12 protein-coding genes are annotated in these 12,974 nt (G+C 64.5%); 10 read left to right on the top strand and 2 right to left on the bottom strand.

Annotation, left to right across the window (positions count from 1 at the left end; all coding sequences use genetic code 11):
• Positions 1-18 precede the first annotated feature (18 nt).
• From P0D70_RS14460 to P0D70_RS14475, 4 genes are read left to right on the top strand one after another with little or no spacing between them, the layout of a single operon-like run.
• Entirely contained in the window at positions 19-1,197 is a 1,179-nt protein-coding gene (locus tag P0D70_RS14460) for an ABC transporter substrate-binding protein (RefSeq protein ID WP_091801375.1), read from the top strand.
• A gap of 40 nt (positions 1,198-1,237) precedes the next feature.
• A complete protein-coding gene (locus P0D70_RS14465) occupies positions 1,238-3,061 on the top strand; it encodes an ABC transporter permease (protein ID WP_408184998.1) in 1,824 nt (607 codons plus the stop codon).
• Between the two features lie 11 nt (positions 3,062-3,072).
• Positions 3,073-3,942 carry an ABC transporter ATP-binding protein gene (locus tag P0D70_RS14470; protein WP_408184999.1) on the top strand — a complete coding sequence of 290 codons (870 nt, stop codon included), beginning with the start codon at positions 3,073-3,075 and terminating at the stop codon, positions 3,940-3,942.
• On the top strand, positions 3,939-4,739 hold the full coding sequence (locus P0D70_RS14475; RefSeq protein WP_091801365.1) for an ABC transporter ATP-binding protein: 801 nt from the start codon (positions 3,939-3,941) through the stop codon (positions 4,737-4,739). The genes P0D70_RS14470 and P0D70_RS14475 overlap by 4 nt, the downstream gene beginning before the upstream one ends.
• Positions 4,740-4,911: 172 nt before the next feature.
• On the opposite strand, the gene P0D70_RS14480 is transcribed toward P0D70_RS14475, so the two are convergent.
• Complete coding sequence (locus P0D70_RS14480) at positions 4,912-5,724, bottom strand: VOC family protein (protein WP_408185000.1); 813 nt, start codon at positions 5,722-5,724, stop codon at positions 4,912-4,914.
• A 305-nt stretch (positions 5,725-6,029) separates the two neighbouring features.
• Here P0D70_RS14480 and P0D70_RS14485 point away from each other — a divergent pair, with 305 nt between their 5' ends.
• The 6 genes from P0D70_RS14485 (at position 6,030) to P0D70_RS14510 (ending at position 11,393) form a co-directional block, all read left to right on the top strand.
• Positions 6,030-6,278, top strand: coding sequence for a hypothetical protein (locus tag P0D70_RS14485; protein WP_408185001.1), 249 nt, complete (start codon positions 6,030-6,032; stop codon positions 6,276-6,278).
• A gap of 205 nt (positions 6,279-6,483) precedes the next feature.
• A complete protein-coding gene (locus P0D70_RS14490; RefSeq protein ID WP_091801356.1) occupies positions 6,484-6,951 on the top strand; it encodes a rhodanese-like domain-containing protein in 468 nt (155 codons plus the stop codon).
• A gap of 42 nt (positions 6,952-6,993) precedes the next feature.
• Positions 6,994-7,971 carry a serine O-acetyltransferase EpsC gene (gene epsC, locus P0D70_RS14495; RefSeq protein WP_408185002.1) on the top strand — a complete coding sequence of 326 codons (978 nt, stop codon included), beginning with the start codon at positions 6,994-6,996 and terminating at the stop codon, positions 7,969-7,971.
• Positions 7,968-8,243, top strand: a complete 276-nt coding sequence (locus tag P0D70_RS14500) for a helix-turn-helix domain-containing protein (protein WP_091801351.1) — start codon at positions 7,968-7,970, stop codon at positions 8,241-8,243. Before epsC ends, P0D70_RS14500 begins: the two co-directional genes overlap by 4 nt.
• A 107-nt stretch (positions 8,244-8,350) precedes the next feature.
• Positions 8,351-9,283 carry a family 2A encapsulin nanocompartment shell protein gene (locus P0D70_RS14505; RefSeq protein WP_408185003.1) on the top strand — a complete coding sequence of 311 codons (933 nt, stop codon included), beginning with the start codon at positions 8,351-8,353 and terminating at the stop codon, positions 9,281-9,283.
• A complete protein-coding gene (locus P0D70_RS14510; protein ID WP_408185004.1) occupies positions 9,258-11,393 on the top strand; it encodes a family 2A encapsulin nanocompartment cargo protein cysteine desulfurase in 2,136 nt (711 codons plus the stop codon). Before P0D70_RS14505 ends, P0D70_RS14510 begins: the two co-directional genes overlap by 26 nt.
• Before the next feature lie 158 nt (positions 11,394-11,551).
• On the opposite strand, the gene P0D70_RS14515 is transcribed toward P0D70_RS14510, so the two are convergent.
• Complete coding sequence (locus P0D70_RS14515; protein ID WP_408185005.1) at positions 11,552-12,907, bottom strand: LLM class flavin-dependent oxidoreductase; 1,356 nt, start codon at positions 12,905-12,907, stop codon at positions 11,552-11,554.
• Positions 12,908-12,974 lie beyond the last annotated feature (67 nt).

The raw sequence follows: 12,974 nt of genomic DNA on the forward strand, positions 1-12,974 counted from the left end.
ACATGGCGTGAGAAAAGCATGTCGATTCTGTGGAACAACAAGCGCGGTGCAGCCCGCACGCTGCTTCAACTGGCTGGCGCACTGACTATTGCTTTGGGCGGCGCAATGCCTGCTGCACACGCGGCGGATCCCTACTGGGTCGGCGTGACCGGACCGCTGAGCGGACAGGACGCGCAATACGGCGAGCAGTGGAAGCGTGGCTTCGATCTCGCGCTCGAGCAGATCAACGGCAATGGCGGCATTAATGGTCATCCGCTCAGTTACGACTTCGAGGACAGCCGCAGCGATCCGCGCCAGGCCGTCGCGATCGCGCAGAAATTCGTCGACGACAAACGCATCCTCCTCGAACTGGGTGATCTGTCGAGCGGAGCGTCGATGGCCGCTTCGCCGGTTTACCAGCGCGCTGGCCTCGTGCAGTTCGGCTTCACCAACTCGCACCCGGACTTCACCAAGGGCGGCGACTATATGTGGAGCACGGCGATCAGCCAGGCGGAGGAACAGCCGATGCTTGCACGCTACGTCACCAAAGGGCTCGGCTTCAAAAAGATCGCCGTGCTGTATCTGAACACCGACTGGGGCCGCACCAGCAAGGACATCTTCGCGAAGGCCGTCACGTCGAACGGCGCGGAGGTCGTCGCGGCCGAGGCCTATCAGCCGAACGAGAAAGACTTTCGCGCGACGCTCACGCGCGTGCGCAGCGCGGAGCCGGATTCGATCGTCCTGATTTCGTACTATTCAGACGGTGCGCAGATCGTTCGCCAGGCGCGAGCAGCAGGCGTGCATACACCGATCGCGGCCGTCGGCTCGGTGTATTCGCCCAAATTTCTCGACCTGGGCGGACCCGCGGTGAACGGCGTCTACACTGAATCGAACTTTTTCCCCGGCGACCCGCGCCCGGAAGTGCAGAGCTTCGTACAGCGTTACCGCGCCAGATATAACGCCGAGCCGGACACGTTCGCCGCGCGCGCCTACGACGCGATGATTCTGGCGAGCGAGGTAATCCGCCGCTATGGCGCCGACCGCACGGCCGTGCACGACGGATTCGCGAAGATCAACGACGTGCCGAGCGTGATTTTCGGCAAGTTCAAATTCGATCCGCAAACGCGCCGCGTGGCCGGTGCAAAGAACCTGGACCTGGTCGTCAAGGACGGTAAATTTGCGTTGTGGGACGGCGTGAGCGCCGTGCGCGCGCAATGATCGAACGCACCATCAACGCGGGCTACGGGACTGACACGCTATGACGGCCTGGTTCGACTACACGATCAACGGATTGATCGTCGGCAATATCTATGCGCTGCTGGCGGTCGGCCTCGCGCTGATCTTCGGCGTCTCGCATCTGATCAATTTCGCGCATGGTTCCGTGTACATGGTCGGCGGCTTCATCGGCTGGCTGTGCCTGACGCGGCTCGGCTTGCCGCTGCCGGTCGCGCTCGTCGCGACCATCGCGGGCTGCGCGCTGCTCGGCATCCTTATTGAACGGATCGGCTTGCGGCCGTTGCAGGGCGCCGCGCGTATCGCGCCGCTGCTGGCCACGATCGGCATCAGTTTCGTGCTCGACCAGCTCGCGCAAATCGTCTTCGGCCCGGATCCGCGTCCGGTGCCGAGCCCGTTGCCGGATTGGACGCTCTCGCTCGGCGGGGCGACGCTCGGTTCGCTCGATCTGCTGATCGCGGCGATCGGCATCGGCGCCGCGGCCGTGCTTTACGTGTTCCTGCGCTTTACGCGGCTCGGCTGGGCCGTGCGCGCCACCGCGCAGGATCGCGACGCCGCGCAGCAGATGGGCGTGAACGTGAATGCCGTGAATCAGGCGGTGTTCGCGATTGCTTGCGGGCTCGGCGGCCTGAGCGGCTTATTGGTCGGCATGTACTACAACAGCATCGATCCGGCGATGGGCTTTCAGGCTACGCTGAAAGGCGTCGTCGCACTGCTGATCGGCGGGCTGGGCAACGTGCCGGGCGCAATCGCCGGCAGCCTGCTGCTGGGGCTCGTGGAGAGCTATGGCGTCGCGTTGTTTGGCACGAGCTATCGCGACCTGTTCGCGTTCGTGCTGCTGCTGGCGTTTCTAGTATGGCGGCCCAACGGGCTCTTCAGTTCGAGCCGCCGGCTGCCGCCCGAGCCGCTCACGGGTACGTTCCTGTCGAACCGCAAGGCGGTCAGGATTCCGCGCCGCGTGATCGTCGCGGTGGTGGCGCTCGCCTTCGTGTTGCCGTTCGCGACACCGTCGGCGTATGTGCTTCAGACGCTGACCAACGGCTGGATCTATGGCCTGCTCGCGCTCAGCCTGACACTCGTCGCGGGGACCGTGGGGCAGATTTCGCTCGGCCACGCGGCACTCCTGTTGATCGGCGCTTATGCGTCGGCGCTGCTCTCGGTGAATCTGGGCTGGTCGCCCGCGCTGACGATTCCGCTCGCCGGCCTCATCACCGCGGCTATCGGCACGCTGCTGGTGTATCCGTCGTTCCGGCTGCGCGGACATTACGTGTCGATTGCCACGCTCGGTATCGGCGAGATCATCGGACTGGTGGTGCTGAACTGGGATAGCCTGACGCGCGGGCCGGTCGGCATCACCGGCATTCCGCCGTTGTCGCTGTTCGGCTGGCAGTTGACGGGCGTGCGTGCGGTTTACTGGTTCACGCTTGCGGTACTCGTGCTGCTTGCGCTGCTGCAAGTACGGCTGCTGCGCTCGCATCTGGGCCGTACATGGCGCGCGATCCGCGAGGACGACGTCGCGGCGCGCGCGTATGGCGTGCGGCCTAACCGCTACAAGGCCATCGCATTCGCGTGCGGTGGATTGGCGGCCGGCATCGGGGGCGGCATTGCGGCGCATCTGTACAGCTACATCAACTATCAGACCTTCGACTCGCAAGTGTCGATCCTTGCGCTCACCATGGTGATCCTCGGCGGCCTGGGCAGCGTGGTTGGCGCGGTGGCGGGGGCGATCGCACTCATCAGCCTGCCCGAACTCTTCCGCTTCGCCGCCGATTACCGGATGCTGATCTACGGCGTGATTCTGCTTCTGCTGGTGCGCTTCAGGCCACAGGGCCTGTTCGGCGCGGTATGACGGGGACGACCATGACAACTTCTTCCAGTGGTGGTGCGGACATTCTGTTCGACGTGCGGCGCGTGACGCGGCGCTTCGGCGGCCTCGTCGCCGTCGACGAGGTCAACCTGTCGGTTGCGCGCGGCGAATGCGTGAGCGTGATCGGACCGAACGGCGCGGGTAAATCCACGCTGTTCAATCTGCTGACCGGAATCGATACGCCCGACTCCGGCTCGGTGCGCTTCGGCAGCGAAGACGTGACCGGCATGGCGCCGGAACAGCTCGCCGCGCGCGGGGTCGCCCGGACGTTCCAGCATGGGCGGGTGTTCGGCAACCTGAGCGTGCTGGACAACGTGCTGATCGGCGCGCACGCGCGTCTTGCGATGACGCGGCGCGGCTGGCCCGTTGTTGGAGCGTTCGCCGAAGTGCTGCGCGCGCTGGTCGGGCCCGCGGCGGTGCGCCGCGAGGAAGCCGAATTGCGCGACGAAGTGAAGGCGCTGCTTGCGCGCTTCGGCACACGCCTCGCGCCTCGCATCGACGAGCCGGCGCACAGCCTGTCCTACGCGAACCGCCGGCGTGTCGAGATTGCGCGCGCGCTGGCGCTGCGTCCGCGCATCCTGTTGCTCGACGAGCCGACTGCCGGCATGAACGAGTCCGAGACCGCGGAAATGCTCGAACTGATTCTCGAACTGAAACGCGACGGACTCACGATCCTGCTGATCGAACACAAGCTCGACCTGGTGATGCGTCTCTCCGACCGCGTGCTCGTACTCGACGACGGCCGCAAGATCGCGTCCGGTCTGCCGGACGAGGTGCGCAACGATCCCGCGGTGATCGAAGCCTACCTTGGGCATCGTCAAGTTGGCGTGCAGGCCGGCCGCAACGAAACGGCCGCCGCATGACGAGCTCCAGCCTGCATCTCGTGTCGTCGAATGATTTACCCACAACTGAACAAGCCATGACAGAGCCGTTGCTGACACTCGACCAGATCGACACGTTCTATGGGCAGATTCAGGTGCACTTCGGCCTGAATCTCAGCATTGGGCGCGGCGAGATCGTGAGCCTGCTGGGGGGCAACGCAAGCGGCAAATCGACGGCGATGAAAGTGATCCTCGGCCTGCACAAACCGCGAAACGGTACGATCAACTTCGACGGCAAGCCGTTGAACGGCCTGCCGACCTCGCAGATCGTGCGGCGCGGGATCGCTTCCGTGCCGGAAGCGCGCCGCCTGTTCGGCGACATGACAGTGCGCGAGAACCTGCTGATGGGAGCCTTCACGCGCAACGACCGCGCCGGTATCGCCGCGGACTATGAACGCATGCTCGACCTGTTCCCCCGCGTGAAAGAGCGCCTGACGCAACGCGCCGGCACGCTCTCGGGCGGTGAGCAGCAGATGCTGGCCATGGCGCGCGCGCTGATGAGCCGCCCGGCGCTCGTCTGCATGGACGAGCCGACCATGGGGCTGTCGCCGCTCTATGTCGACAAGGTGCTAGAGCTGATCCAGACCATCAACCGGCAGGGCATTACGTTCTTCATGGTCGAACAGAATGCGAGCCTTGCCTTGCAGATCGCGCATCGCGGCTATGTGTTGCAGACCGGCCGAGTGGTGTTGTCCGGCACCGCAAGCGAACTGCTCGGCGATCAACGGATTCGCGATGCTTATCTTGGCGGGTCGCTTGCGGCGGAAACGGCATCGTGAGCGGGAGGCTATAGCGTTCGCGGCACGGCGCGGGCCGTTGCCGTAGCGTCCGTTGTCCTTTGCGGCGCGACGGTGGCCGGTGGGCGCGATGAACATAGCGAGCGGCCGGAGCGGCAGGCCGTCGGCGATCAGTCGGCGGTCATTTGACGGCCGCCTCTCCGACATTCGGGGATCAGGAACCCGCCACGAGTTCGAGGGTGGCACCGTGTGTGAGTTCGCGCGCGAATTCACGCGGCGAGCCACCTGCATGCGTTTCCAATGCAACCGCAAAGACGCCTTCGCCACGTGTGGCCAGATAATCCCGAATGTCGGATGCCAAACCTTCAACGGGTTCGTGAGGCGGGCGTGACGGGCTGACGAGCGTCAACGTCGTCGTGCCGAGCGGCAGGATCGCGAACCGGATACCGTAGCCGGGCAAAGGCGCGCGCTGCACGCTGAATTCACCGAGCAGCGCACGATACCGCGCGAGGCTGGCATCCAGATCGTGCACGGCAAGCGTGATGTTCGCCACGCCGCGCGCGCCGTTGGCGTGATGGCGCACGTCACCTTCGGCGACGCGTAAGCGGCGCGGTGTCAAATCCCCGCAGAGAAAGGGCAGGTCAGCGCTGCGCGGCTTGCCGATCTGCCATTCGAGCCGCTCGCCGTCAGGGCGCACGCGTCCGCCGGCAATCGGGCCGTCGTAGAGCAGCCCGCGCCCGTGAGCGGCATCGATCGTTGCCGCGACCGACTGCGGCAGGAGCGCGAAATCGACGAAGCCGTCGCCGACCCGATTACCGGCGTCCCACCAGCGATGTTCCGGTGCGTCCCGCAGAAAGGCAATCAGTTCGAAATAGCTGCCGTCCGCGAAGCCGATCAGCGCGTTGTGAGTGGCGCCGTCGGCGTGCGTGCCGCCGCGCTGCACCGTAAAGCCGAGTGCGCTGAAATGAGCGATGGTCTGTTCGAGATCCTGCACGCGGATCACGACGTGGTCGAGTGAAAGGGACATGCCGGCTTGACTCCTCAGGAAGGTGGCCGATGAGTATGCGAAGCCGTCGGCAAAAACACTAGCAACGGATTGTCGATTGCATAGTGCGGTGTGTGGATAGTCGCGTCAGGCTTTGCCGAGCCACTTTATCCGCGCGCACCGGGCGACTGAACCGATTTATTCTCGCAACCTTATTCCGTCATCCGCACGCCCGACGTCATTTGCGTTTGATACGTTCCACGAAAACCAATCCACAAAACCTTGTTTGCGCTTCGTTTTTCTGGCCGTTAGATTCGTTCGTATGGCAACGAATCGACGGAGGGCGTATGGCCACGCTTTCAGCGACATTTTTCCAGGTCGGACTTCGACACCCCATTCGCACCCTGAAAAAACAATTCGCAAGGCGCGCGCCGATTGCGTTTGATCAATCGGCCGGCGAAAGGCCTGTTCCCAATGACGGTGCCCAATCGCAGGAGCGGCTCGAACGCATCGCCACCTACGCACGCTCCGGGTACTTCCATATGGAATACACCGCCGGCATGTTCGTCGTGCCGCTGGAAATACCGCCGGATTGAGGGCTCCGCAGACAGCAGACGGGCGCGGAGCATCGGCAATCCCGAGCGGGAGCGACCAAACCGATGCTTCTTTAGAAATCACAATTAATTGGTTCGGCTTCGGCCTTCGATCTTTCATAGTGTCTCCTGATGGCTATAGACGGTTGCTTTCACCGTTGGCCCTGAACCGGCGCGTAAGGATGCGCGCGATATCGAAGGAGACGTCATGACGCTTGAACTCGTAGAACGACCCACCCACGCGCTGCTCGAAGCCGCTCGATCCCGCGCCGCCGAAGCCGGCCTGTCCTACGCCGGTGGCGTGTCGCCGCAGGATGCATGGGCACTCGTGCAGGCCGGCAACGCTGTCTTGGTGGACGTGCGCACCACCGAAGAACGCAAATTTGTCGGGCTCGTGCCCGACAGTTTGCATGTCGCGTGGGCGACCGGTACGAGTCTGACGCGCAATCCGCGTTTTGTGCGTGAGCTGGAAGCGAAGACGGGCAAAGATGCCGTCGTGCTGCTGCTGTGCCGCAGCGGCAACCGTTCCGCGCTGGCCGCGGAAGCCGCCGCGAAGGCCGGCTTCACGCAGGTTTTCAATGTACTGGAAGGTTTTGAGGGAGAGCTGGACGACGCGCAACGGCGCGGCGCCAGCAATGGATGGCGTTTTCACGGGCTGCCGTGGATTCAGGACTGAAAAGCCTGATCGCTCACGCTGCACTTTAGGGGAGTCACCACTGTGGCTGTGTTTGATGTCGATGAGATTGTCGAGGCGCTTCAGACAGTCCGCCAGCAATGGCGCGAAGTGCAGAAACGCTCGCTCGAACCGGGCGGGCGCGAATTGCCGGGGCGCGAAGCGCTCGCGGAGATCATCGATACGCTCAAGGGCGTGCTGTTTCCGATGCGCCTGGGTCCGCTCGATCTGCGTCAGGAAAGCGAAAACTTCTATGTCGGGCACGCGCTCGACGCCGCGCTGCATGCGCTGTTGAGCCAGGCGCGGCTGGAGCTGCATTACCGCAGCCGGCATCATCCGCCGCCAGCCGCAACGATCGAGGCTCAGGCGGGCATTGCGGTGCGCGCGTTTGCCGCGCGCTTGCCGGCGATTCGCAGCCTGCTCGACAGCGACGTGCTGGCGGCGTTTCACGGGGACCCCGCAGCCGGCAGCGTGGATGAAGTGCTGCTGTGTTACCCCGGCGTGCTCGCGATGATCCATCACCGGCTGGCGCACGAGCTATATGGGCTGGGTTTGCCGCTGCTGGCGCGCATTGTCGCCGAACTCGCGCATGCGCAAACCGGTATCGACATCCATCCTGGTGCCAAGATCGGCGCCGGGTTTTTCATCGATCACGGCACGGGCGTGGTGATTGGCGAGACAGCCGTGATCGGCGAGCGCGTGCGGCTCTATCAGGCCGTCACGCTGGGCGCGAAGCGTTTTCCACGCGATGCGCAAGGGCATCTGGAAAAGGGCCATGCGCGCCATCCGATCGTCGAGGACGACGTGGTGATCTACGCGGGCGCGACCATTCTCGGCCGCGTCACACTGGGCCGGGGTTCGGTGATCGGCGGCAATGTCTGGCTCACGCAGGATGTCGCGCCGGGCTCGCACGTGACGCAGGCCGTGTCGCGCAACGAGGGCACCGCCGCCGCCGCGAATGGCGAGCGCACGCCGCGCGGTCATGCAGACGCGCTTCCTGTCGCGGCGGGAGCCGCACGATGAGCGGACTCGTCAGGGAGTTCGGCGCCGCGGTGCGGCGTCTGCGTGAGACACGCGGCTGGTCTCAGGAGCAACTCGCGGAATACGCGGGACTCAACCGCTCGTATGTCGGCGAGGTTGAACGCGGCTCGGCCATCGCGTCGATCGTCACGGTCGACAAGCTTGCCCGCGCATTCCAGGTGCCGATCGAGCACCTGCTCACCCTGTCTTCCGAAGCCTCGGGCATTGCCGTGCTCGCGCGCTCTGCGTTCGTCGATCCGCCGTCCGTGAGGTAGATCAACGTTTGCCGTCTATAGCATGTTGAAGCGCAGGGGTGGCCTCCCGATAATCGCCTTCGCTCATAAGCTTTCCCGTTTTTCTTCTATCAATCCCGGAGCTTCAGATGACAGCAACAGTGGGCGGCCTGACGGCGCTCGGCGATAACGCAGCACGGCAACTAGCCAATGCCACCAAAACCGTTCCGCAACTGGCCACGATCACGCCGCGTTGGCTCACCCATCTGCTGCAATGGCTGCCGGTCGAGGCAGGCATTTATCGCCTGAATCAGGTGAAGAATCCCGAAGCCGTGGTGGCCGCCTGCACCGCGCGTGAAGATGAAAGCATCCTGCCGCGCACCTTCGTGCCCTACGAAGAGCAACCGCGCGAGTACTTCCTGAATGCCGTCAGCACGGTCCTCGACGTGCACACGCGGATCTCGGATCTCTACAGCAGCCCGCACGATCAGATCAAGGAACAACTGCGGCTCACGATCGAGACGATCAAGGAATTGCAGGAAAGCCAGCTGATCAACAATCCGGATTACGGCCTGCTCGCCAACGTGGCGGAAGAGCAGCGCGTGTTTCCGCTGACCGGCGCGCCGACGCCCGACGACCTCGACGAACTGCTGACCAAGGTCTGGAAAGAACCGGCGTTCTTCCTGACGCATCCGTTCGCGATCGCCGCGTTCGGCCGCGAATGCACGCGCCGTGGCGTGCCGCCGCCGACGGTCAGCCTGTTCGGCTCGCAGTTCCTGACATGGCGCGGCATTCCGCTGATTCCGTCGGACAAGGTGCCGGTGGCCGACGGCAAGACCAAGATTCTGCTGCTGCGCGTGGGCGACAAGCGCCAGGGCGTGGTCGGTCTGTTCCAGCCGGGCGTGGCCGGCGAGCAGGGGCCGGGTCTGTCGGTGCGCTTCATGGGCATCAACAATCACGCGATCGCGTCGTATCTGATCTCGCTCTATTGCTCGCTCGCCGTGCATTCGCCGGACGCGCTGGCAGTTCTCGATGACGTGGAGATCGGCAAGTACCATGACTACCCAGACACCTACAAGTAAGCCCATGGATAGCGTCCTGCCGCACGATGTGCCGAGCGGTCCGCCCGGGGGCTTGCCTGCGGGTTTGCCTGACCCTGCCACGTTGGCGTCGCTGGCGAATGCTTTCTTTTCGGCACTGCCGGGCAGCCCGCCGCAGTCGGGCGCGACGCCAGGGCTCGCCGGCACGCTGCCGTTCACGGCGCCGGTGACCAGCGAGATCAGCAATCCTGCGCCTGCGGGTTCGCCGCTCGCGGGTCCCGGCGGCACGGGCACCGGCGTGCCGGGTGCAGCGTTGCCGCAGGGGCATGTGCCCGGCGCCAACCTGTTGCCCTCGTCGCCGACGCATGTGCTGTCGCTGGGTAACCGCGCGCCCGCATTGACGCCGCATGCGACGGCGCAGAACGGCTTGCCGGACAGCGTGGTGACCGTTGCGCCCGCACTCGATCCGCGCTTTGGCGGCTCCGCGCTGGGTGTGCCGGAGGGACACGGCGCGCAGCGTCCGTCCGCGGGTGGCGCTTCGCCGGTGACACCCGCGTCGCCGGTTTCGCCGGCGTCCGCCTCGCCGTTTTATTTTCTCGGCGAATCGGGTCAACCTCGCGCCGCGTCGGCTGCGTCGCCGGATATCGTCGTGCCGGTCTGGAGCGAGGTGAGTGCGCAATCGTTCGGTCTGCCCGCTGTCGATGAGCCGCTTGCCGAGCAACGTTTCCCGTATGACCGTCCGGCTGCATCGCATGCCGCGCATGCCGCGCATGCCGCGCATGCCGCGCATGCCGCGCATGCCGCGCCATCGTCCACGCCCGCGGAACACCCGGGCGGCTCGCACTACTTCCTGAATCTGAACGAGCCGTCGCGCGTTCCAGGGCAGGCAGCCGGCGCGTCGCAAGGTGTGCCGCATGCGGGGCCGTCCGCTCATCCGCCGTTCGATGTGAATGCGATTCGCCGCGATTTCCCGATTCTGCAGGAGCGTGTGAACGGCCGTCAGCTGGTGTGGTTCGACAATGCCGCGACCACGCACAAACCGCAGGCGGTGATCGACCGGCTGGCGTATTTTTACGCGCATGAGAACTCCAACATCCATCGGGCGGCTCATGCGTTGGCCGGCCGCGCCACCGACGCATACGAAGCCGCGCGCAGCAAGGTGCAGCGTTTCATCGGTGCGGCGTCGCCGGAGGAAATCATCTTCGTGCGCGGCACTACCGAGGCGATCAACCTGGTCGCGAAGACGTGGGGCGTGAAGCATGTGGGTGAGGGTGACGAGATCATCGTCTCGCACCTCGAGCATCACGCCAATATCGTGCCTTGGCAGCAGCTTGCCGCGCAAACCGGTGCGAAGCTGCGCGTGATTCCGGTCGACGACAGCGGCCAGGTATTGCTCGACGAATACCGGCGGCTGCTCAATGACCGCACGAAAATCGTCTCCGTCACGCAGGTGTCGAATGCGCTCGGGACGGTGGTGCCGGTCAGGGAGATCGTCGAGCTCGCGCATCGGGCCGGCGCGAAGGCGCTGGTCGATGGGGCGCAGTCGGTGTCGCATATGCGGGTGGATGTGCAGGCGATCGACGCGGACTTCTTCGTGTTCTCGGGTCACAAGGTGTTCGGTCCGACCGGCATCGGCGTGGTCTACGGCAAGCGCGCGATTCTGGAGGACATGCCGCCGTGGCAGGGTGGCGGCAACATGATCGCCGACGTCACGTTCGAGCGCACGGTGTTCCAGCCGCCGCCGAATCGTTTCGAAGCCGGCACGGGCAATATCGCCGATGCAGTGGGTCTGGGCGCGGCGATCGACTACGTTCAACGCGTCGGCATCGAGAATATCGCGCGCTACGAGCACGATCTGCTCGCGTATGCGACGAGCGTGCTGCAACCGGTGCCCGGTGTGCGCTTGATCGGCACTGCGCGCGACAAGGCCAGTGTGTTGTCCTTCGTGCTGAAAGGCTACGAGACCGAGGAAGTCGGGCAGGCGCTCAACGAAGAGGGCATTGCCGTGCGCTCGGGGCATCACTGTGCACAGCCGATCTTGCGACGCTTTGGCGTCGAGGCGACCGTGCGGCCGTCTCTCGCTTTCTACAACACCTGCGATGAAGTCGATGCGCTGGTGTCTGTAGTGCGACGGTTGTCTTCGCGACGCTGAATACAGGCGGTGGCCGGCTACGGCTGCCGCCTTTTTACCGAATGAATCCGGTCAGTGGTAACGCTTGCGTTTGCCGCTTTCTCAATCTGCCGCGTGAGGTGCCACTGGCACCACTCCCACTTCTGCGCGACACGCCGTATGACGGCTCGGTTGAGCGTTCAAACGGTCGCTGCCGCTTCCCGTGTTTCGAGGTGGCGGCTCACGGGCCGCTGCAAACCGAAGTGCTCACGCAACGTACGGCCTTCATACTCGGTGCGGAAAATGCCGCGCTGTTGCAATAGCGGCACCACGCCGTCCGCGAAATCCTGCAAGCCGCCCGGCAAAACATCCGGCATCAGGTTGAATCCATCGGCGGCGCCGCCTTTGAACCAGTGTTCGATATCGTCGGCGATCTGTTCCGGTGTGCCGACAATGACACGGTGCCCGCCACCGCCGGCCAGCGCGCGGATCAACTGGCGCGCCGTGTAGCCATTCGCACGAGCTTGCGCGAGCGTGGCATGGAAGAACGTGTGATTGCCGTTGCCGCCACCGGGCAGTGAAAGATCGTCCGGCAGACGCTCGTCGAGTTTCAACCGCTCGACGCTCACACCCAATATGCCCGCCAGACGCGTGAGGCTGTAAGTCCACGGAATCAGATCCACCAGTTCATCGCGACGACGCAAGGCTTGCGCCTCGGTTGCGCCGATGATGGTGGTGAGGCCGGGCAGCACGCGGATCGCGTCGTTGCCGCGCCCCAATGCCGCGGCGCGCGACTTGAGCTCGCGAGCATAAGAAGCCGCTTCGTCGAACGACTGTGACGCGGAGAAGACCGCTTCCGCATGACGGGACGCAAGCTCGCGTCCATCCACCGAGCCGCCGGCCTGGATCAGCACCGGGTGGCCCTGAGCACTGCGCGGCAGATTGAACGGGCCATCCACGCTGAAATATTTGCCGCGATGGTCGATGCGATGCACCTTCGCCGCGTCGACGAAACGGCCATGTACCTTGTCGCCGATAAGGGCGTCGTCTTCCCAGCTATCCCACAGCGCCTTCACGACCTCCGTGAATTCGGCGGCGCGTTCGTAGCGTTCGGCATGATTGGGCACCGCTTCGCGGCCGAAGTTGCGCGCCGAACCGAGATCGGCGGTCGTCACGATGTTCCAGCCCGCGCGCCCCGCGCTGAGATGATCGAGCGTGGCAAAGCGCCGCGCGATGTTATACGGCTCGTTGTAGCTCGTCGACGCCGTGCCGATCACACCAATATGCGTCGTGGCCGCAGCAATGCCGGCGAGCAGCACGGTCGGCTCCAGCGCCGTGATCGGCCTGAAGTCGATCTGATCGGCGATCGATGCATTGTCGGCGAGAAACACGGCGTCGAACTTCGCCGCCTCGGCGATCTGCGCGACGCGAACATAGTGAGCGATATCGATGAACGCGCGAGGGTCCGCGTCTTCGGTACGCCAGGCGGAAGGCACGAAGCCTGAGTGGAGAATGTTGACGTTCAGATGGAGCTGGCGCGGCGGGTCGTTTCTCATGGGTCTGGTCGAATGCGGGAAGGGCCAGCAACTAAGGAGCAAAGGCATCTGGCCGACTCTTCAATTG

The organism is Paraburkholderia sp. RL17-381-BIF-C (genome assembly GCF_046026435.1).
Classification (GTDB): Bacteria; Pseudomonadota; Gammaproteobacteria; order Burkholderiales; family Burkholderiaceae; genus Paraburkholderia.